A 21,568-nucleotide genomic window follows, 5' to 3' on the forward strand; every position below is an offset into this window, starting at 1 on the left:
GGGAAACTGCTATCACTTATCGTGATAGCCCAGGCAGAGCCTGGGGTTTCCGTGATATCACCAAAAGTCCGAAAGTGGCACGAAATGTGCCAGTGAAACCAGCGATTTGGCACGAAATGTGCCACTTAAATCGATAGTTCCCGGAGTCGGACGCGTAATTTTTCGTGCTTTTCTTCGAGCGCTACGACCGACTGTTCGAGCTTCTCGATCTCCAGATTGAGCTCGTCGCGCTTCCGACCAAGATCGAAGATTTCGTTCTCTTGTTCGACCTGTTCGTCGAGCGAGAGGTAGGGAAGTTCGCCTTCGAGTTCCTCTTTGTCACGGTCGAGCCGGTTAATCTGTTGTCGTTGCGCCTCGGCTGACTGCTGTGCTGTTTCCAACTGCTGTTCGGTCTCCGCGAGCTCATCCTCGACGAATAGTCTCGTGAAAGTTGTCTCATCAGATGAACTGTGGTTCGCCTGTTCGATCGTCCGATGGTCGGCATAGAGGGACGTCAAAAGACTGTTTTCCCGTTCCTCGGGTGTGAGTGCATCGATTGATTGTGACTCATCCAACCCATAGATTCGGACGGCGAGTTGGTCGAAGTCGTTCGGCACATCCTTCAATTCGAGCACGTACTGGTCGTTCCGTTCGTAGAGCAGCACAACTTCCTTCTCAGAATCCGGACGTGCCTTATAGACATAGCGGAAGTGATGGTCGTTCGTGTTACCTGGTGTCTCATCGAGCGAGAGTCGGATGCGGATTGTCTTCGTTTCGGTATCGTAACTAGACGCGTGTAGCGTCACTGTCTCCCCGTTCGAGAGTCGGATTGTCTCGTTGATTGGCGTCTCATTGACCGGCGATTCTTCAGCAAAGAAAAACGATGAGGTGCCGAAGAAGAGGAAACCGATGACAAAGAACACGCCGAGCCCGAGGTAGAACTGGGAGACGTTCTGGGTGAGACGTCGTCGCGTTTGTCGCCGCATCTAGATCCCTCCTTCCGATGTCAGGTCTTCCATCTCGGTGACAACCAGATGTCCATTGATGGACTCGAACGTCAAGGCCAACAGCTCTTGCGTCGTCTCTTCATAACCCGTCTCGGTGATCAACAGGTCCTGTTCGAATCGCACGAGACAATCTTCTCCGGAGACAGAAGGGAACACCTCGACGTCGCGGACGGTCGTCTCGAACGTGCCGACATCAATGCCGTCAGCGGCGAAGAGCGTGGCCGCGAGATCATCCGACATGACCTCTTTCGCCTGTCGCTTCTGGGTCGTATAACTGTCCTTCGTGATGGTGAAGGCGTACTCGACGAAGCGCGTCGCGCGTGTCGTCAGCTCCTCCATTCGTTCCGTCTCCTTTGAAGCGACGACTTGTTCGGTGTCCGACGGCGTATCTTCGAAATTGACTGACTTAGAGGGAGTGATGCTCTCGTTTTGTGTCTCACTCGCGTCTGAAATGCTCGTGACAGCCGTCAATTCTTGATAGAAAAAGATGTTCGCCGTGAGCGAAATCAGGAGTAGCATCCCGAACAGATAGGCGAGGTGACGTGCGGTGAAGTTCATCCTTTCTCCTCCTTTCCATACATGCATGACTCAAAAACCGAAGACCGGGGCGGGGTCGATGTGTCCGGACCATTCGCTCGTCTTGATCTCGAAATGCAGGTGGTTCCCGCTCGAACGGCCTGTCGTGCCGCAGTACCCTAGCGCCTGTCCGGCCTCGATCTGTTGCCCGCTCTGGACGCCGAGACGACTCAGATGCGCATACGCCGTGATGTAGTTGTCGTGCCGGACCTGGACGAGATTGCCGTACGGTCCGCGGTTCCCGCTATAGATGACGGTGCCACTCTTGACCGCGTGGATCGTGTCGGACGGGGTGCAACTGAAGTCGATCCCGGTGTGGTTGTCCCGTTGTCCGAAGACGACGCGCCACCCGAAATGCGATGTCACGTTGAGCGGGATGGCGAGCGGGGAACGTAACTCCGACAACAGTTCTTTCGTGATGACCCCGTCGGCGACGGCGACCGGCGCGAGGTATTTCAACACCGCGTCGACGTATTCGATGTCCCCATAACAGGCACCGTGCTGGACCGCGCTCGGGCGATGACAACGATAGATGCCGGTGTGTTTCACGCGTTGGTACATCATCTGCGAGAACGAGATGGCGAGTTCTTTCGAGTAACGTCCGCCGTTCTCCTGGACATAATCGATAAAGCCGCCTCCGAAGTTGTAACTCTGTAACGTGAGCTGCACGTCACGGTTCGCCCGTTCGAAGACGGCGGCGAAATGTTCGACGCCGTAGACGATGCTCTCCTCGGGGGAGGTGATGCATCCGATCCGTCCACACTTCGATTCGCTCGCCTGCATCGGGTCGTTCCCACGCCCGCCGCTCTCCTGCATCATGAGCGCGAGCACGAGATTCGTCTGTTCAGCCAATCCGTGCTTCGTCAGTTCCGATTCGACGAGACCCCGATATTGGAGCACCTGGTCACTCACTTGGAGACCGCCGGCCGTATCGAACGGGACGTCGGTCGGTTGTTCGTTCTGGACACCTGTGAGCGTGTCGAGGATTCCGACGATGAGGATGACCAGGAACAAGACGAGTGCCGCGATGCCGAGCAGGATGAGCCGCCACTTGAGCGTCGCGAGCTGCCACTTAGCCGTGACGGCGAAGCGGGCCGTCCGTTTCGCGGCCGCCCACATCAGGCACCTCCACCAAACAAGGCGAGTTCTTCGGGTGCGACATCGACGTCAAAGATGAGGTTATGCACGCCCGAGATGCTCAGGACGACGCGACCCGTCTCGAGCGAGGGGATGATGCGCATCTCGGAATTCGAGAGTTGGCCATCAAACACCGTCTGGATGGTCGGGATGCTCTCCGCGTCCTGTTCGCCGATAATCTTGTATTGCGTAAGCTGAAAGAGCGACTTGACGTTCTCCGCGTTCTCGGACTTCGATCCAGCCGGCACGAAGTCGGTGATCAGATGCGACACGAAAAAGATGCCGCCGAAATACTTGCGCGCCTCGCGCATGCAGCGTTGCAGATACAGGATGGCCGGTTGTGCGATGTCACGCGTGTTGATCAAGTGGTGCGCCTCATCGATGACGATGAGATACTTGCACGCCTCTTCGGTCCGGAGCACGCCCTGGTTATAGGCTTTCAGTTGACTCGAGCCGTTAGAAATCATCCCGTCCCACAGCATGTTCATGAGCGAGAACACCTGCGCCTGGAACACCTCGTCCCGTAGGCTTGTCAGGTTCCGGAGCGGGAACGACACGATGAGCTCTTCGTCGAACCGGTCGATCGAGGAGTGTCCGTCGAAGATGTTGCCGTAGTTATGGACGAGGTTCGTGACGGCGAGTTCGATGTTCTCGAGGCGCCGGACCCGGTTCGGACTGATCGCATCCTTGATCGAGGTACGCGTGTCATCCGTATAGAGCTCGCGCCGCACGAGAGTTAAGAAGTCCGAGAACGTCGGGTACCGGTTCGCCGGGTGCGTCGTGATCGGCAGTTCACCCTGTTCGTCCCAGAGTCCGTGCCGGACGTACAGGTCCCGAAGCAGGATCTCGAACTCGTTCGTCTCTTCCTGCGTCGCCGCCGGGTTGATGTAGTGATAGAATACGGCCATCTTCGAGAGATGCTGCATGAACGAGAGTGCCTCGTTGGCACTGCCGTCGTTATTCGTCACCGTCTTATAGACATGGAGCGGATTGATGAGCCCGGCCGACCCGTCGAGCGCGATTTCTTTCCCGCCAAGCTGACGCACGAGGTCGGAGAACTCGCCCGTGACGTCGAGGATGCGTATCTTGTTGCCCTTGATCGCCTGGTCGAGCACGGTCTTTTTGAGGAGCGTCGACTTGCCGGACCCCATCTTGCCGATCATGAGCGCGTTATAGAACTTGCGCTGTTTGTCCTTATGGAACAGGTCAAAGATGACGCTACCGTTCGTGTCGGTCGTCCCGTAATACGTGCCGGTCGCGTCCTGTAGCGACGTGAAGTGGAACGGGTAGCCGCCGGCGATAGAGAGGGAAGGAATCTCTTTCCCACGGCGCCGGTTTGGGAGCTTTTGTTGTTGATCATAGCTCGTGAACAGGCTCTGCCATTCACATTCCTGTTCGTTCAGGAAGATCGTCGAACGGAAGTTTCGGGCCTCGAGCTCTTCCATCACTTCCTGCACCTTCACCTCGAGCGCGTCGAGCGTCTTCGCCTTTACATAGAGGCGGAGGTGCAGATATTTCATCGTCTCGCCCTGGGTGATCTGTTCGTAGAGCTCGTTCAGCTCCTTATACGTCTCCTGGGCGTCGATGCGGTCGATGTTGTCCTTCGCGTTCTCAAAGCGTGTGTTCTGTTCGGCCATCGATTTGTTGATGGTCTGGATGATCTCACGCTTGTCGGCCGTCCCGATGTCGAGCGTCGTCAAAACGCCCGGCATGTTCAAGATGGGTTCGAGCCAGTAGTCATAGACGAGCGACTGATATTTATAAACATGGAGACACGACAGGTAGCCGTCCCCGAGCCGGACGAAATTGGCGTCGAACTTAATACCACCCTGCGGCTGGATTTTGGCGATGACGTCGGGGTTATAGCCTTTCTTGATTTTGACGGTCTCCGGGTCCTGTTGTTTGGATAACTTTTCACGCAGGCGCTGCCACATGCGCGTCACTCCTTTCTTCAGGTGTCGAGTTGCGGTTTCGTGTTCGGGTTGTTCAGCTGATAGAGCACATGGACCTTCTGGTCGAGCGTCAGCTCGCGCATCGGGTTCGAGCGCCGGAGCAGTTTATAGAGGTGCGTCTTTCGCTCCCGTAGCGTCCGCTCGTCGTCGGCATAAAAAAAAGAGGAGATAATCGCGATTGGTGCGATGCTCCTCGAGGTATTCGAGCTCCTGCTTCTTCTTCAACAAGAAGGGCAGGTAGGCCGGTGTCTGATTTTGTCGAATCTGTCGTTCGATGCTGATCTTCTGCCGTTCGAGATTGAGCGGCGTGTTCAGCGGCACGACCTTGAGCGGATGTGCGTACGCCTGGAGGAGATAGGCGAGCGAGAATACGTCATGGTCCTTTTCCTCCTCGTTCAAGGAGTAGATGTCCTTCGAGGTGAGTTGGACCATGTCGAGATAAGTCCCGTCGCGCATCTCGAACGCCTCGGTCCCGGTGACGTCGACGACCGGCATCAGTTCGGCGACCGTCGGTTTGACGACGACCTTGTCTTTGACTTTCTGTTTCTCGACCACGTCCTGTTCGTCGAGCCAGGTGCCCGTGCGTCTAGGTCCCTGTAGCGTATCTTCAATGAAAGCCATCTCAATCACGTCCTTTCGTCTGCGCGTCGAGCGCGAGATAGGTGTCTTTTCGTTTGATGAGCGCGTAATAGAGCGCGTGGACCATCCGCTTCTGCGGATTCGTCGCCGGACGGAGCACCATGAACAGCCCGAAGACGACGAGGAAGACCGTGAACGGGATGTGCAGTGCCGACGGGATGAACGGGAGCGTCACGAGGCGGAGCACGATGAGCCCGACGAGGAACAGGAAGTCATGCAGATAGAGCATCTTGTTGATCTTCAGTTCGGTCGTGACCTCGTTCGGAATCCGGTATTTGCGCATGGGTCATCACTCCTTTTTCTTCATGTTGTCAGGTTTCGGTGGCGAGGTCGGATAGATCCGTCGCGACTCTTCATGATTCTGGCTATGACGGTGCGTCTGATTCTCACGCACCTGTTCGATGACCTCGGTCTCTATGTCGAGCACGGTGTCCTGATGGATGGTCCGTTGGGCTCGTCCTTGGCGTTTCTCTGTTGCCGAATCATTCGAACCCGTCGTAGAGGACGAAGACGGGGATGAGTCGCTTGAATGTGGTGCATCATGAGGTGTTGGTGTCGTCACGTCATTTCTGTCTACTGATTCATTGTGACGATGGCCTGGTCCGGATGTGGTATCGGTAGACCCGGTGACCGATTCGAGAGTCGACGAAGCAGGGACTGGGGAATGACCAGAAATTGAATGGTCGTGAATCGACTCCGGTCTTTGTGTCTCAGATGACGTTGTTGGATGGTCGGCACGTTCGGTAATCGATTCAGGGTTCGTCGCATGATTCGATTCAGGAGACATGCGACCCGACGCTTCCTTCACGTTTGGAGAGCCTGGCGCTTCCGGTTCTGATTTTTGAGCACTGATTGGTTGCGCAACCTCCTTCGGATTTGTCGGTTTCTCTTTGTCGGTCTGCGTGCGACTTGCGGTTTGGTTCTCCTGAGCGACATTATCTGGATCAATGTGTCTCTCGGCGTCCATCCGCTGTGAAGGTTGGCTCACCGCATTAAGCGGTGAATCATTTTGCGGCATGGCATTCGAATCCATCCGAGCCGTCGCGGCTTCATGGAGCAATGGCATTTTCGGTGCGCCTTGTGTGGCACGTGCGACCTTCGAGACCGCATGGGCACTTGCCGAGGTCACGCCTTTCCCAGCGGCATAGGCGCTGAGAGCGACACCCCAGCCCCGCTTGAGTCCGGCATCAATCCCGAACAGCCGCTCGACCATGTTGGGCCCGTCAATCAATGCGACCGAGAAGGCGATGAGGGCGATCAGATAGGCGAACCCGTTCAATGTCTCCGCGAGATAGGCAGTCCCAATCGTGTACAGTTTGATGGAGACGAAAATCAAGATAATCACAAGGAACGTGTTCAGAATGCTCTGGATGACCTTCTTCGTCTTTTGACCACTGTGCAGATCGGCCGGTGCGACGAGGATCGCCAGGACATAGTTGAAGGCAAGCTCAAACGAGAGACGTGCCAGTTTGTAGGCGATCGAGAACAGCGTGAAGCCCATGATTCCGAGTGTCACGAAGATGGTCAACCAGTTCGGCTGATAGCGGTAGTAATACTGATTGTTCCATTCGACGCCACTTTGGTCGAGTTTCGAGGTTCCCATCGTTTCACCATTCCAGGTTAGTTTGGACTGAGAGATTTGTTCGCCAGTACTTCCCAAGCGAAATTCATTACTATCGAATACCTCGTTGATATCGATATTTCGTAAATGACTTTGAGGCAGAGAGTTCAAAGCCTCACCGTTCAAACCGGAAAAATCGTTTCGGTCATATTCAATCAAATCATGAATGTTTTCTCGTAAAATCTGATTTGATATCGATTCACTTGAAGAGTTTTCGCCAGAGTTTTGAGTTGTAAAATCAATAGCGGTATCACTGAATTCACTTACTTGCGTCATCGTTGGAGATAATAGTCCGAGAATGAGCAACGTGATAAACAGATTGATTAAAAATCCTTCTCGATCAAATTTCTTTTGAAAAATGATGAGGTAACCCGTGAATAGGAAGCTAGCAGCTAAAAGAACGTACAAAAAAGGTTGAATCGTAGAAACGAATTCAACCACTTGAGAGTTATTAAAAAATGCTTTCGTTAGTAATATGCTGTCAGTCACTTTTTCAAGTCCATCAATTAATACTGCTAAGCCACGTATTAAAATCCAACCCATTGAGCGGAGGGCATCCAGTACCAATGTACTGAGACTAAGGATATCAGTGAACTCTTGTAGCTTGTTTACTATTTCGTTATCACCCATAGAATCCCTCCATTCAGAGGCTATTTAATGAAATTAGTGACTTGATCCTTTAATTCATCTTCTGTAAGGGCAGATACATTTAATTCACGACTGATTTCACCGTCAGTCATCTCGTACAATCTGCCACCTTTAAGTTCAGGATGTTCTTGGGTAGAACGTTCTTCAAAATCTTCCCCATTAGGCTGAAACGGATTGAATAAGAGAACGTCTTTCTTTTTTTCCGTGGCGACTTCTCGCACAGTATCAACGTAAGCCCCTTCATTACCTTGACTATCGCTGTCTACAAGAACGTATGCACTTTCTTGCTCAGTTTTAATATCTGCAATTTCTTCAACAGAAGTCGTAGAAAGATAATTCGAACTTTCGGCACCACATGATGCTAAAAGTAACGAACTTCCGAGTAGGACACCAATCAAGATTTTCCTCATAACGTTTACCCCTCCGTCAGACGATTTTCCCCTTCAGTAGATCCGCGATTTTCAGGTTGACGCGAAAGTCGAACTTATCTATTAGTGTAACAGTTTTTGGGGTGTCTGAGGTGTCGTCTTGATAGACGGTCAGAAAGCCATCGGTCGTCTGGATATTGAGCACGTCGCCCCGTTCAAGGCGGACGCGCTGCGTTTCGATGATCCTCGCGACGACACGCAATTCGTTCTGGATTCGCTTCTCTCTCGCACTCTCGGCCATGGGTTCGGCCTCCTCTCTACGGTGTACCTTGCTTCAGTTTCTCGAGTCGCTTCGCGATCATCGTGCTCAAAAAGCTCTTCTGGCTGTCGGTGATGTCGTAAACTCCTAGGTTCAGGTTCGTCTCGAACTCAGGGAGGGACATCCCACCGATGTCATGTCCCTCGAACATCGAGCGGAGGATGCTGTCCTGCAGCACATCTCGTACCGTCAAGGACTTATCTTCCTGATTCGATGGAATATTGATATCCGTTTCGTCTTTTTGCTTCGCAAAACGGATACGGATCTGTTCGAAGTCGAGCCCGGCGTGACGGCATGGGATGTCGATGTCATGAAGGGAGCGGTCCGTGTCGAAGTCGTCCGCCAGGTATTCGTAACGATATTTCATCGCCGTCTTGCCGCTCAGGAAGATCGGATACGACTGGATACGTCGTTTCTTCGTGTCCTGACGCTTGATGACACGGATGATGAGCATCTCGCCCTCTTTGAGTCCCATGACCTCGGTCGCTGTCATGAGCCGACGGCCGTCCACGTTCTCCGTCTTCGATTTCTTGAGCGAGAACGTCTGCCCGGACCGCGATTTCGTGACGATGGTCGCCTCACCGAGCTTCTTCGAGATCAGTTCGGCGGTCGACTCGTCCGCGGTCAACAGATAGTGCGTGTTCCCACAGTTGCCGTCAATCGTCTTCCAATCCTCTCCGTATAGGTTTTCGAGTTGGGAGTAGGCCTGGATGACGAGGTTGAAGCGCATGTTCCTACCGAGGCAGACCGTGATGATGTTGGCCATGCCTTCGATCGGAGGCATGTTGCCGAACTCATCGAGGAGGAAGACGACCTGACGCTCGCATTTACCTTGTTTCGTCTGCGAAGCGACCCGGGCGAGTGACGTATACACCTGCTTGATATAGAGCGACGCGATGACGTTGAACGTTGGGTCATAGTCCGGGACGATGAGGAACACCGCCACGGGACGCATCTGGTGCATCACCTCACGGATCTGTATCATCCCATCGATTGCGTAACGGAAACGTCCACTTTCCTCGTCATACGCTTCCAGCTGGATCGTCGCAGTGCTTGAGTCAGTCGAAATGTGAACGGCGTCTCCGGTTCTAAGTGACGACGTGTGGTACACGATGAAGCTGCCATCGTCGTCCGTCGTGAGCGCATGGGTCGTCCCATCGGGGAACGTGAACGTGAGCCGTGTCAAAGGTTCAGTCCGTCCACTGATCCAGCGGTTGAATCCGATGCGTCGCATGTCGAGCGAGTTCATCGACGTCAGTTTCCCGGTCCCGTTCAACGTGAAGATGCCGAGTTTCGCGTTCGTGTTGGCCAGAATACTTGCCCGTGTCTGGCCACCCGAGAAGTGGAGTGTCGCGAACTGGAGCCGGGCCGGGTGGTTCTCTGGGAACCGCTGAAAGAACTCGTCAAGTGCGGAAATTTCCTGACCTTGTCGCGTGACCACCGTCCGCGACCCTAAGTCCGAGAGCATGAGGGCGACGTTGTACATGTTGATTTTCTCCGGCGTGTCCTTCGCCTCCTCACAGAGCCCGAGGATAAGCGCCGTACACAGGTCGATCGACGAGTTGGCCCAGAACGGGTCCCGTGCCTTCGGGTCATGGTACAACATGAACGCGACCGAGCGCGCATACTGTTGGGCGAGCGAGTAGTTTTCCTCAAGGAACGCATCGATTGTCAGTTGCAACAGGTTGTACGACATCGATTGAAGCGGGTTCATCAGGTTCAACACCTCTACTTGATACCCACGTTGCTCGAGCGTCTCTTTCGAGGCCGCGAAGAGCTCGCCTTTCGGGTCGTTGATGATCAGGCTCGCCTGGTCACTGGCTCGACTGTACAGGTCGATTGTCGAGAAGACGAATGTCTCGCCCTTCCCGGATCGGGTCGTGCCGATGACGAGGTTGTTGACTGGGGAGTCATCGATGAACAGCTCGTTCTTGACCCGTCCGACGGGGACACCACCTAATCCGTCATACCGTTTCTTCCGGTCGGGGACGCGGCGGTACTGTTCTTTCAATTCATCGAACGAGGTGAAGCGGGCACTCCCTTTCTGATTCTTCCGCAGGTCCCGGAAGTTCAGCCATATCTTGCCGAACACGACCAGTCCGATGAACAGACTGAACGCGATCAGTCCGAGCAAGACGGTCGAAGAGGGAAGACTCACCTCCAAGAACAAGGAGGGTGAGAGTGTCGGAATCGTTGCCCCGGCCAATAGCCCTTCTTTTAGAATTGGGGTCATGATTTGTCGAATGATATTGAAGACCCCATTCAGCAGATAAAAAATCCCGGCCGGCACTACCAACAGGCAGACCAGGGCGGGGAAGATCAAACGTATCGGGAATCGTGGTGATAGAGACCGAGTTCTCAATTATTTCACCTACCTTAATCTGAATAAAGAATTGTATCTAGGTTAACTTCCTCTGCAGCGATAGCGGCTTGAATCTTCTCACGGCTCGAAGTGTCCTTGCTAGAGGTTTCCTTCAGTTTCTTGTTCAGTCCGTCAATCATGGCCGTAATGTCTTGATAGTTGTCGACTTTTTCTTGTACGACAGGGTCGTTCGTCTTGGACGCCCATTCATTCGCGGACGCGATGTCGCCAAGGGAAAGATAGGTAGTCACTTTCGCGGAGACGCGGGGAGCGGTCCACTCCACGTCTTTCGTATTGGCCACGGTCTCATGGTCTCGTTCCAGTGTTGCGATATCGAACGCACCCTCATCGGTCGGATGTGACGCTTGGAACTCGTGGAGCCGTTCCAATTTCTCCTGATTGGATAGATCGAGTCCCGCCAGCTTCGTCTCGATCAGGATGGGGTCATCCGTGAGCTCGAGCGCTTTCTGGTCTTCTCCTTCCGCGAGATAGAGGTCAATCAATAGGGCATTCTCTTCCTCGGACCGGTCTTTCCGCTCTAGCAGTTGGATAAGTGATGATTCTTCACCTTGGAGCGCCTGTTCGTAAGCGTCCAGCCATGTCTGTTCGACGCCGGTCACCTGTTCGGCGTGCGCCTCTTTATCGATGAACCATTGCGCGACAGTGAAGAGTGAGGTAAAGAGAATCCCGGCCGTGGCTGCCCCGTAGATGAGGCGGCGCTGTAGCCGGGTCAGGCGCGACTGATAGGTCGACGACACGATTGGGTTCGATTTGGCGGACGGGCGCTTATAGTCTTCCGGTGTCTCGGACTCGATCTCGTCGAGGAGCCACATCTTCTTCGCATTGTCCTCCTTCTTTGTCCGGATCCGTTGTACCCGGTCACTAATCTGGTGATACAGGTTCGGGTAGGTGCCTCCGCTCCCGAACGTGAACGTCCCACGATAGAGTAGCTCGTCTTTCTGATCGAAGATCCGGAAGTCACCGGAACAGCTCGTCCCTTCGCTACTGAGCGCATGATGCAGGTCATGTGTCGCGACGACCGCATCGGCGAAGGTGAGCCGTTCATAGTTCTGGATCCGTGTGTCCGGGACGTCGGTGAATCGTACAAACAGCATCTCGTTCCTCCTCTCGTTTCAAGCAACAAAAAAAGCCTTCCGATCGGAACGCTGTGCGCGTGTGCATTAGAATTTGATATTCTGGTCGACCATCTCGGCGAGCGTGAACGCGCCCATGACGATGATCAGACCGACGGCGCCCCCGACGAGCCAACCGACCGCCTTCGAGCGGCCACGATCCCCACCGAAGATGAAGTAAAAGCCTCCGATCGCGAAGGCGATGGCCGCGGCGATGACGGCGAGCCCCTGGAAGAACTGAAGTAAGCTGAGCCCTGTCTCATTGAGTCCCATGTCGTTCCCTCCTTAGTCCTGATGCGCCGGCGACTTGAAGCTGAGCTTCGCCTCTAGCGCCTCCAAAATGAGTTCCTGATTGTCCTGGATGACCTGTTGATGTTGTTCGTCGAGCCATTCCTCGTAGTCCTTCCCACGGATGCGTAAGAGTTTCTCGGCGAAGCTACGGTTCTGTTTCTGTTCTTTTGATGCCACAGTACACACTTCCTTCCCTTGATCTCGTGATGTGCAGCAGCACATCATTAAGGACAGTCGGATTCGGTGCGGTGGGTTTCTAGCCGTTCCCCCACGAACTCTGCTCCTCGTGAATCAAAGGAGCTGTACAGGGTTTTTCGATGACCCGGAACGATTCTGTGACCTTATGGCGAGTTTTAGGCGACTCTCGCCGAACCATCTATGCGTAGATCCCGCCCACCCGGTCACTGGTGAGGGACACGCCGATATGTGATTGGATTAGACCATCCTTAAGGATGTGCTGCTGCGTCGATGTCGATTACTGGTGGACTCTTTTTCGCTTCTTGACATGGATGAGCTCGTCATCCGGGTTCTTGCGCTTGGCGAGCACGTGGGCGTCACAGACGACCGTACGGATTCGATAGTAGAGTTGCGTCAACTGAACCGCTTCACCGCTCGCCTTCTCGATGCCGATGAAACCGTGCAGTTCATACGTCTTTCCGTCGAACGTGCGAACCGAGTCGGCCTGCGGCAGTTCCTTCAGGTCGAACCGACGGCGCTCGATCTTGGAGACAGAATGTTTTGCACCGTAGCCGTATCCAAATTCGATGGCGTCCCATGGAACCGTCGCAAGCGTGTGTCCGAATGCGCGAGCAAGATGATCGATGTCGGTAATCGATGGCGTCGAGCGGTTCTGTTCGTATTGACTTATAGCGGGCTGTGAAATCTCTCCATATGTCTTCTCTGATAATTCAACCTGTGACCAGCCTGAGAGCCGGCGGTTCTCCTTCAACCACTCCCCGAATCGATACATAAGCCTTCCCCTTTCTGTAAACCAGAGCGGCGACCAAACAGATGTTTCCTTTTGTTGGTTCCAATATAACAGGATTAGGTCCAAAAATCATCAGTTTTCTGATATGTCAGAAATTTTACAATTGACGGTTCTTGTCGAATCCGCTCTGTTCAAGGGATGAAGAGCAACAGTAACTCAATATTTTTTGTTTTGTAGCACAATTGTAAAAAATAACGCTTTGAGTATAGAAAATAATGACAATTATTTTGATTTCAAGAGATTATGGTAGGGTAGAGGAATAGAAGACTTCATAAAGAATAAGTGATGAAGAGAGTACTTGGATCGTGGGGTGAGCAAGTGGAGTTGAACGAGGCAATCATCGAGCGGATGAAAGAGCTCGCGGCAGAACATAACATGACCATCCATCAAGTCATTCAGAGAGGTGGATTAAATCAAGCAACGATTTCAGAGTTGATGAGCGGACGCACAAAACATCCTAAAGTCAGTACAATCCAAAAGTTTTGCAATGGGTTGAACATTTCCCTTAATGACTTTTTTAATAATTCACGCTTTCTATAATAATCATTCACTTTGGCTTTAATCTATATTCTGTATAAGGAGCGTGTATCTTGGAACAGTTCAATGTAGCAGATTTTGAATTCGAAGTAGACAATAGCATAACAAGAATAAAAGAAATGCTATCAGAATCAGACCCACTTCTAACAATGATTCAACTGTATAACTATAAGTTCTTCAAAGGTTTGATGAACATAAAAGAGACTATTCAAGGGAATACAACTCCTTTTGAGAACAAGCTTCTTGATATTACTCAGAGTATTTTAGTTAGTAATCAAATAATGATTGGTTACGATTTAGAAGACAATTTTTTAGTCGAAGAGTATTTAGAAGAAATTATGAGCTTTTATTCTGCTGCGAGTATTCTTATAAGTTTCTCTCCAAAGGAAGAGATTATTAGATATTCACAAGGGATGCAATTTAATGTAACAGGTACTCTATATCCTTTGTTTGAACAAGATCACTTTACTGATATGTTGTCTCCTTACGATCAGTTACTACAAAGTACATTTGGATTAACTAGTTCAAACTTGGTGAGTGGGATTCTTGCCATCAGCAAGCACTTGCGTAGCACTTTATATATAAAATTCTTAGAGGACACATATGGTATTTCTGATTATGAGTCTTTTATAGATTTATCTGATGATGAGTCTTTTATAGATTTACATGCAATAGCTGATTACTTTGATGTAGAAAAAATTACTAAATGGCCGAGAACATTTATTAAAGAGTTATCGCTATCAAGAGGCGAATATAAAGATTTTTATAAAGATAATTTGAGTATAGTGACCAAAGAAAGTCCGATTAAATATAAACCATTCCTCGAATTAGATGGCCGTTTCTATTGTTTCTCGATAGATAATTTCATAGATAACATATATAGATCGACTTTAAGAGTGATTAGAGCAAATAATCTTGGCTCATCAAACCAGATAAATCTGATTCAAAACGATTTATCAGAAGAAATATCGCTTAAATTATTAAAAAAAATGCTGCCGAAATCAAAACTCTATAAAAATGTTTTCTATAAAGCTCCTGTTGGTGGAAACGGTAAAGATGAATGGTGTGAATGTGATGGCATTTTTATATTTGATAATGTAATGATTATTGTGGAAGTAAAAGGAGGAGCACTATCTCCAGTCTCTCCATTTTCAGATGAAGTTGCTTATTTAAAATCATTAGATGACTTAGCTAAAAATCCTTACAATCAGTCCCTGAGGTTTTATAACGCATATAAAAAACAAGATTTTATTGAACTTTTTTCAAAAGAAAGCAAAAGAAAGTATCAAAAAATCGCAATCGTAAGTGATATTAAATTTGTTCAAGCTTGTAGCGTGACATTAGACGATTTTAATGAGATTGCATCTCGTATTGAAAAAACAGATATCATTCAGAAAAGTGATCTCCCCATCTGGTGTATTTCTATTAATGATTTAAGAGTATATCCTGAGTTGTTTGATTCCCCAAGTATCTTTTTAAATTATTTATACCAACGGAGTAAAGCTTCTAAAAATCCTTATATTAAACTAAATGACGAACTAGATCATATTGGATTGTACTTTGAATATAATGACTACTCTAAAAGAGTTAATGAAGTTGTTGAAGAACATCAAGAGATTTCAGAAGTTTTCATAGATAACCATAGAGAAGAAATAGATATATACATGGCTATGAAACTTAATTCTATTTTAGAGAATACTGATCCAGATAATTCATCATGTTCTTTAATTGATGGGGAATTTCAGAAAAAACCAAATCAAAAAATGCCAAAGACATTTCAGCAACTAATCAATTTGCTGGATTCGAAAATGAACGAAGAATTGATACGTGTAGCTAGATATTTGCTCATGTTAGACTCGGGTACTCGAGAAAAGATTGAAACTTTCTTAACCTCTAGAAGTCGAAAATTATTAGAATCTAAGCGGCGTGGAGAGATTCTTACACCTTACATGCCTATGAATTATAAAAAAGAAAATAAAATCGAAGAATTACCTGTCATTTCAATCTTTCTTCTTCATTCATCAAATAGAGTTTTTAAGAATGAAACTGAAAGGAAAAGATTTTTAATGGAAAGGGTATTCGACGAGGATGAACAGACGATTTGTCTTGTAGTTGGAATTAATGACAAAGCGATTTTAAATAAAGCTGTGGTCTACAATATAGGGCCGGAGCAATTCAAGGCGTTACCTTTGGAAACATACGAAAGATTGAAAACTATTCGAATAAAAATTAGTAAAGCAAGAAATATTAGAGAGTTTTAAACAGCTCTATTTTATAGGTCGCCTGAGCGACAATGTATTCGAAGTGTATTGTAAGACGGTTTCTTAGCCCGAAAACTAGAAGTAGACGTGGTTCCTAATCTCTTTGGCTAGGGGACAGAAGTGATGCTGAACCATAAACAAGTAATCAATAAATTGTCGCTGATGGTAGAGCATAATAAAAAGTACAGGCAAGTGCATAATTCACCATTAAATTTTAAATGTTAACATCTTTTGTCAATGTGTAATAAAGCATGAATTTAAATTTTATGTATTATTAATTTTTCAAATGAACAGCGCTTGAGTCGACATAAAAGTCAGGCTCAAGCGCTGTTCATTAATGACTTATTTAGACTTCAGATATCTCTTCAAGTCATGATAAAAGTTTTCTCGGGTTCCGGCTAAGATAACGATAATCAATTCCCCGTTCTCTGTCCATTTCGATGGTGTAGGCAATCTCATAGACGGTGCCCTTATATCTAAAGTCATAGCCACGAATGCCGGCCAAATCACCCGTTTTAAATTCTCCAATTTCAGGGTTGCTTGACAATTTTTCTGAAGTTGATTTGTACAACTCTCTAAGTTGTTTGTCATTCTTTTTGAGACTTATAAAATATCTTTTTGCTGCTGGAGAATATTTAATACGTACAGTTATCATTCAATTCAAATCAGTCCTCGTCGTCATCTCCGAATAAATCATCTAATGAAGTCGGCTTCGTGCTTGCTAAAGCTTCCTTAACCATTTGTGAAATAGCCGGACGAATCATATTTTTACGGCGTTGAAACTCTTTCAAAATGTTGTTCCCGGTGAAGCCCTCTTCAAGAACATCTGCTAATATTTCTTCTGAGAAATCATCCGTATGTGTTCTTACTGGTTTGATATGAATAACTCCGTCATTCAGTTCCATAATAATCTCTTTTTCAATACCGATCGCATCAAAGAATTCTTTTGGAATGGCGATTTGTCTTTTGCTGGAGACGGCAACCTTTTTTGTTTTCGTTGCTACCATGGTTTATCTCTCCTTTTTTCACTTTACCATTTTAATTTGTGTAATTTATTTTCGCTCGGATTTTTCATTTGTTTGTGTTTTGTTGGCTGATTTGTTTATTTTTTAATTTACATACGGTAAGAATTCTTACTTTTTACTTAACCTAACTATATATCACTATCTGAATTAATTCAATCTTTAACGTAAAACAATATTAAACCATTTGTATACATGTATACAAATGGAGAAAAGTTTGATACGTTGAACTTACAAATAAAAAAGGAGGCACTAAAATGACCAATCAGCTTGATCTCTCACAGCAAGAAGCGATTGTTGTGACGTTCGGAAACTTTAAAGGCGGCACGGGAAAGACGACGAATAGTACGATGCTCGCTTATGCATTGGCCAAGAAAGGCTATCGTGTGTTGCTCTGTGACCAAGATCCGCAGGCGAACGCTACTACCTTGTTCTTGAAGACAAAGGCTGCACGAGAAGATGATTACATAACCTTCGAAAAGACATTGATGGCAGCAATGCAAGAAGGCGATTTAAGTAGCATCGTCACAGAAGTTACGGACAATCTGTTCCTACTACCTTCATTCAGTGATTTCGCGCAGTACCCGAAGTTTCTTGAGAAAAAGTTTGAGAAAGAAGTGGACCGTGTAACGTACCTTTCTACTCTTCTCGAACCTTTAAAGAGCGAGTTCGATTTCATTTTTGTGGACGTCCCTCCCACTATCTCCATCTATACGGACTCAGCACTTTATGCCTCTGATTTCGTAGTCGTCGTACTTCAGACACAGGAACGAAGCTTACAGGGCGCCGAGGTATTCACACAGTACCTGCAGACATTGCTGGATGACTATCATGCTGATTTTGACATTCTTGGAATCCTACCGGTTCTTCTTAAAAATGGTGCAGCAGTAGACATGGCAACGCTTGAAAATGCCAAGAACGTATTCGGATCGCATAATCTTTTTGAAGGCGTGATCAAGAACATGGAGCGTTTGAAGCGCTATGACATTACTGGAATCGTCGAGGAAGATATGCACGACAAACGTGTCATGGAGACATATGCAAAAGTTGCAGAGGAGTTCTTACAGCGTCTCGAAGCAGAAATGAATTACGTGGAACAGGGGTGAATAATATGTCAGATTTGATTCAAAAACCAGCGAAAAAGCGGTTGCTGGACCGTAAGGGTGCAGCGGCGCCGCAACAAACATATAAAGCTGAAGTATCTGAAGACAAAACAGTGGAATCGAAAACCACGTCTCAGAAAGAAACTTCAAACAAACGATCAGCTAAGAACTCCGTCAATATGGGTTCAAGCACTGTTCGTGTATCGAACCTCACAAAAAACAAATTGTCAGCGTTAGTGACGATGGGCAAAGCGGATTCGGCAGATGCGATTATTTCTACGATGATTGACGAGTATCTGGAGCTATTCTCTTCCAATGAGAGAAAAGAATATGAGCTGATTCGAGACGTTTTGATGATGAAGCATAGTAAATAAAAAAGGCAGTCCATAATGAACTGAGCCTTAGATATTGATGAACGAGCATGCTCCAGTAGAGCATGCTCTTTTTTTATGTGACGACAATTCATCTAAATATCTTTAAGATATACTCCTTTGCTGGATGTTCAGCCGCATTGATCTCACATAAATAAATTTTAAAAACGGTATACATGTATACACGTATACAAATCTACATGTATACAAATATACATGTATACAAATCTACATGTATACAAATCTACATGTATACAAATCTACATGTATACATGTATACATCGGAAATGGAATCATCTGAAAAACGGCTTTAAACCAACGTTTGTAGTGAATCATCAATTCTTAATTTGTATACATGTATACAAATCTACATGTATACAAATCTACATGTATACAAATCTACATGTATACAAATCTACATGTATACGCGTATACAAATCTACATGTATACATTGCTTTTAATGAGCATAAACGCGAAAAAAAGCTGTTGTTAAGCGGTTTCTTTTATGAAAACATAGGATTATGAAGTTCTTTCCAGTAGGAAAAAACGGCATAAAAAAATCTGATAACCTGCCCGTTATCAGATCCAAATCATCTGACTTAGTAGTCAGACTGTGTATTTAACAACGCTTCACCCTAAACCAGCCATCATGAATAGATTTGTAGAAACCTAGATTCCTAAAAACATAATACGATGAACTGATCCTTTTTCATGCGTTGTTCAAAAGAAAAACGTGACGAACAAAGGCGTCTTTCTTATGCAATCATTTTAGCATTGTTCTTTCTTCTCGACAATGTTCATCGTATTTCAGAGAAATGGATACGCAACAATTTACGATGAGCCATAGAAAAGAAGAGAGGAGGATGTGGCATGGAAGTATTGAGAAATCTTTATCGAGACCAATTGACGGAAGCTCCGAAACGGGCCTCTCAGGTCGAGAGAACCGGATATAGCAAAGACCTAGGATGGATTTTTGTCTGTCAGGAGTTCACACAACCACGTGCCATCCGTACATACCGCTCACTCTTTGGGGCAAAAGAAAAGTATACATATTTCACACCGAACACTTTTTATCGCAATGACCAACGTCATGCGGGCTCTTTGCGTTGGCTGAACGCCATGGTGATTGACATCGATGTCAAGACGTCGCAGAATGCAGGGATGATTTTTCCGGACGTTATGGACCGGGTGACGAGCGCAGGCCTGCCGACACCATCACTCGTCGTCAAGACGCCGTCAGGTGGTTTTCATGTGTATTGGTACTTGAGAGAGCCAAGACGCGCCTTTCCAAAAGTCGTAGACCATTATAAACGCGTCCAACGAATGATAGCTGAGGAGATGAACGCGGATCTTCAAGCGATAGGTGCTGAACGTTGGTTCCGATTACCGACAGAAGAGAACACCGTTTTTCGTTCGGGAGAACGCGTGTCTTTTGACGACCTTTGCGAATGGTTGACCGAGCAGCAAGAGAATCAGTCGAAGAAAGGTAATGTGGCTTTAGGCTCGACGGATTTATTATCTCACCCAACAATCCTAAAGCTATTAGAAGGAGTGGAAGAGGGCCAACGTGACAATACTTGTTATACCCTTGCTCTCGCTTACAAGGCTGCGGGATATGAAGAAAATCAAGCCTTATCGTTACTTTATCAATGGAATGAAAAGAATAGCCCCTCACTTCGCCAAATTGAGATTAAACGTAAAGTGAAAAGCGCCTTCAAGCCTGGTTCTCCGCTCGGCCCTTCATCGTATTGGATTGAGACGTTGTCTGGGATCGGGTTCAAATATCAAGTCTGGGAAGGCGCAAAACCGCGCGAAGAACGTACATATAGTCATCTAGACGAATGGAAAGAAGACATCCTTGCAGTTTTACGCAAAAACGGAGGGTGTATTTGTGGTGCGCAACGAGCTCTTGTTTCTTTAATCACATCATCAGTAGACCCTTCCAAGTGTTTGTCATACGCAACGTTTAAACGCCTTGTTGCCGTTATGGTGGAAGAAGGACTAATAACAAAAGAAGTAGAAGGAAGGGGAAGGTATGCCAAGACAACGATATTGCTGGTTAAGAAAGATAATGTAATTCCATTCCCCAAGGGACCCGAATTTAATGGGCTCAACTCCAATACATTTATAGATACGGTGGTGGGTGGGTCCCTCCTTCTTTTTGCAGTACGTGAAATATTTACCTTTAGGAGTGATTAGATGTCTTTGATGTTATCTGCTATTCGTATTCGTAATTTTCGATCCTTAGTATCTGCTGATTTTTCTTGTACTTCCTCTTCTGGAAGTGTATTGATTGGTGCCAATAATGCTGGTAAGACGGCTTTTTTATCTGCTATTAGAGCGGTTTTTGATTCAAGATTTCCTGTATCATCAGAAGATATTTACCGTGCTTCAGGTGATCGTCTTTCTGATGTAGAGTCTAGGAAAGCAATTATTGACGTTTTGATTCTCCCTTCTGTTGATTCTTTCGTGGATAGCGATAGAATTTCTCAGATGCCAGTTGAATTTAGTGTTGAATGGCAAACGCACTTTGGTAGGTTTATTTCTTTGGATGATGATTCTAATCAGTCGGTTTCTATTAGAGCCACGATTACGTTTAATCGTTCTAAAGGTGAGTTCGAAGTGGAGAGAAGAATCCTTTTGGGTTGGCCTGAGAATGAAAATATTGAGGAATATAGTGATTATTATAGAGATGTTCCTAGAGAAAACTTTTTTGAAGCATTACCAGTTTTTTATTTGGATGCTTGAAGAGATATTGTCGCGGATATGAGAGATAAATTCTCTTACTTTGCTAAGTTGGTTAAAGACATTAAAATCGATCCAGATTCATTACTTAGATTTGAGGAAGAGCTACAATCAATTAATTCTCAAATCGTTAATGAAAGTGATGTATTGCAGCACTTATCTGAAAAGCTTGGGATGGTCTCTCAGACTTTGGATGCCGATGCTTCAAAAATTCTTATCCATCCCGTAACTCAAAAAATGAATGACTTAGGAAGAAATTTGGTAATCAATTTTCAAGATGAATCTTCAGACGTATTTCCTATGAATAGTCATGGTATGGGTACACGAAGTTGGGTTACATTTTTAACTTTACTATCTTATGTAGACTGGCAGATAAAGTTGAGAGGTTCTGAGGATAAATGTTACCATCCAATTATTTTGTTAGAGGAGCCGGAGGCACACTTACATCCCAATTCTCAACGAAATATCTATAAACAAATCAAGTCTGATATGCTACCCAATAGGTAGA

At 47.3% G+C, this 21,568-nt stretch carries 23 protein-coding genes; 7 read left to right on the plus strand and 16 right to left on the minus strand.

The genetic code is table 11. The features are described 5' to 3' along the window. Window positions 1-125: 125 nt before the first annotated feature. The 14 genes from KB235_RS14990 to KB235_RS15055 all read right to left on the minus strand — a co-directional run bounded on the left by KB235_RS14990 (window position 126) and on the right by KB235_RS15055 (window position 13,002). Window positions 126-965 (minus strand): hypothetical protein, encoded by an 840-nt coding sequence (locus KB235_RS14990; RefSeq protein ID WP_211781018.1) that lies wholly within the window; start codon window positions 963-965, stop codon window positions 126-128. Continuing rightward, window positions 966-1,544 carry a hypothetical protein gene (locus KB235_RS14995; RefSeq protein ID WP_211781019.1) on the minus strand — a complete coding sequence of 193 codons (579 nt, stop codon included), beginning with the start codon at window positions 1,542-1,544 and terminating at the stop codon, window positions 966-968. It lies immediately after the preceding gene. 30 nt (window positions 1,545-1,574) lie between these two features. Further along, window positions 1,575-2,681: a lysozyme family protein gene (locus KB235_RS15000; RefSeq protein WP_211781020.1), complete on the minus strand. Its 1,107-nt coding sequence runs from the start codon at window positions 2,679-2,681 to the stop codon at window positions 1,575-1,577. Then, window positions 2,681-4,633: a VirB4 family type IV secretion system protein gene (locus tag KB235_RS15005; RefSeq protein ID WP_211781021.1), complete on the minus strand. Its 1,953-nt coding sequence runs from the start codon at window positions 4,631-4,633 to the stop codon at window positions 2,681-2,683. The genes KB235_RS15000 and KB235_RS15005 overlap by 1 nt, the downstream gene beginning before the upstream one ends. A gap of 123 nt (window positions 4,634-4,756) precedes the next feature. After that, window positions 4,757-5,272 (minus strand): hypothetical protein, encoded by a 516-nt coding sequence (locus tag KB235_RS15010; RefSeq protein ID WP_211781022.1) that lies wholly within the window; start codon window positions 5,270-5,272, stop codon window positions 4,757-4,759. Between the two features lies 1 nt (window position 5,273). Then, window positions 5,274-5,573: a DUF5592 family protein gene (locus tag KB235_RS15015; protein WP_128124166.1), complete on the minus strand. Its 300-nt coding sequence runs from the start codon at window positions 5,571-5,573 to the stop codon at window positions 5,274-5,276. Between the two features lie 6 nt (window positions 5,574-5,579). After that, window positions 5,580-7,541 (minus strand): pLS20_p028 family conjugation system transmembrane protein, encoded by a 1,962-nt coding sequence (locus KB235_RS15020; RefSeq protein WP_211781023.1) that lies wholly within the window; start codon window positions 7,539-7,541, stop codon window positions 5,580-5,582. A gap of 20 nt (window positions 7,542-7,561) precedes the next feature. Next, window positions 7,562-7,969, minus strand: coding sequence for a hypothetical protein (locus tag KB235_RS15025; protein ID WP_211781024.1), 408 nt, complete (start codon window positions 7,967-7,969; stop codon window positions 7,562-7,564). A gap of 16 nt (window positions 7,970-7,985) precedes the next feature. Further along, window positions 7,986-8,228 (minus strand): hypothetical protein, encoded by a 243-nt coding sequence (locus tag KB235_RS15030; RefSeq protein WP_024127790.1) that lies wholly within the window; start codon window positions 8,226-8,228, stop codon window positions 7,986-7,988. 16 nt (window positions 8,229-8,244) lie between these two features. Beyond that, on the minus strand, window positions 8,245-10,479 hold the full coding sequence (locus KB235_RS15035) for a VirD4-like conjugal transfer protein, CD1115 family (protein WP_211781025.1): 2,235 nt from the start codon (window positions 10,477-10,479) through the stop codon (window positions 8,245-8,247). A gap of 143 nt (window positions 10,480-10,622) precedes the next feature. Then, window positions 10,623-11,723, minus strand: a complete 1,101-nt coding sequence (locus KB235_RS15040) for a hypothetical protein (RefSeq protein WP_211781026.1) — start codon at window positions 11,721-11,723, stop codon at window positions 10,623-10,625. A gap of 66 nt (window positions 11,724-11,789) precedes the next feature. Then, entirely contained in the window at window positions 11,790-12,014 is a 225-nt protein-coding gene (locus tag KB235_RS15045; protein WP_012390467.1) for a hypothetical protein, read from the minus strand. 12 nt (window positions 12,015-12,026) lie between these two features. Continuing rightward, window positions 12,027-12,209 carry a hypothetical protein gene (locus KB235_RS15050; RefSeq protein ID WP_021065836.1) on the minus strand — a complete coding sequence of 61 codons (183 nt, stop codon included), beginning with the start codon at window positions 12,207-12,209 and terminating at the stop codon, window positions 12,027-12,029. 298 nt (window positions 12,210-12,507) lie between these two features. Continuing rightward, on the minus strand, window positions 12,508-13,002 hold the full coding sequence (locus KB235_RS15055; protein ID WP_211781027.1) for a helix-turn-helix domain-containing protein: 495 nt from the start codon (window positions 13,000-13,002) through the stop codon (window positions 12,508-12,510). A 366-nt stretch (window positions 13,003-13,368) separates the two neighbouring features. Here KB235_RS15055 and KB235_RS15875 point away from each other — a divergent pair, with 366 nt between their 5' ends. Further along, a complete protein-coding gene (locus tag KB235_RS15875) occupies window positions 13,369-13,560 on the plus strand; it encodes a helix-turn-helix domain-containing protein (protein WP_420842165.1) in 192 nt (63 codons plus the stop codon). A gap of 50 nt (window positions 13,561-13,610) precedes the next feature. Beyond that, entirely contained in the window at window positions 13,611-15,818 is a 2,208-nt protein-coding gene (locus KB235_RS15065; RefSeq protein ID WP_211781029.1) for a hypothetical protein, read from the plus strand. Between the two features lie 370 nt (window positions 15,819-16,188). On the opposite strand, the gene KB235_RS15070 is transcribed toward KB235_RS15065, so the two are convergent. Together KB235_RS15070 and KB235_RS15075 are read right to left on the minus strand one after the other, a co-directional pair. Further along, window positions 16,189-16,473: a type II toxin-antitoxin system RelE/ParE family toxin gene (locus tag KB235_RS15070; RefSeq protein WP_338032664.1), complete on the minus strand. Its 285-nt coding sequence runs from the start codon at window positions 16,471-16,473 to the stop codon at window positions 16,189-16,191. Window positions 16,474-16,483: 10 nt separating this feature from the next. Then, on the minus strand, window positions 16,484-16,825 hold the full coding sequence (locus KB235_RS15075; protein ID WP_211781030.1) for an AbrB/MazE/SpoVT family DNA-binding domain-containing protein: 342 nt from the start codon (window positions 16,823-16,825) through the stop codon (window positions 16,484-16,486). Window positions 16,826-17,097: 272 nt separating this feature from the next. Between KB235_RS15075 and KB235_RS15080 the strand changes: the two genes are divergently transcribed. From KB235_RS15080 to KB235_RS15100, 5 genes are all read left to right on the plus strand, one after another. After that, window positions 17,098-17,946 carry a ParA family protein gene (locus tag KB235_RS15080; RefSeq protein ID WP_211781031.1) on the plus strand — a complete coding sequence of 283 codons (849 nt, stop codon included), beginning with the start codon at window positions 17,098-17,100 and terminating at the stop codon, window positions 17,944-17,946. Between the two features lie 5 nt (window positions 17,947-17,951). Beyond that, window positions 17,952-18,317, plus strand: coding sequence for a DUF5388 domain-containing protein (locus KB235_RS15085; protein WP_211781032.1), 366 nt, complete (start codon window positions 17,952-17,954; stop codon window positions 18,315-18,317). A gap of 868 nt (window positions 18,318-19,185) precedes the next feature. After that, window positions 19,186-20,514, plus strand: coding sequence for a primase C-terminal domain-containing protein (locus tag KB235_RS15090; RefSeq protein WP_211781033.1), 1,329 nt, complete (start codon window positions 19,186-19,188; stop codon window positions 20,512-20,514). Beyond that, complete coding sequence (locus tag KB235_RS15095; protein WP_211781034.1) at window positions 20,515-21,063, plus strand: AAA family ATPase; 549 nt, start codon at window positions 20,515-20,517, stop codon at window positions 21,061-21,063. A gap of 18 nt (window positions 21,064-21,081) precedes the next feature. Further along, complete coding sequence (locus KB235_RS15100) at window positions 21,082-21,567, plus strand: AAA family ATPase (protein ID WP_211781035.1); 486 nt, start codon at window positions 21,082-21,084, stop codon at window positions 21,565-21,567. The last annotated feature ends 1 nt before the right edge of the window (window position 21,568 follow it).

The sequence above is a fragment of the Exiguobacterium alkaliphilum genome (assembly GCF_018138125.1).
Taxonomy (GTDB): Bacteria; Bacillota; Bacilli; order Exiguobacteriales; family Exiguobacteriaceae; genus Exiguobacterium; species Exiguobacterium alkaliphilum.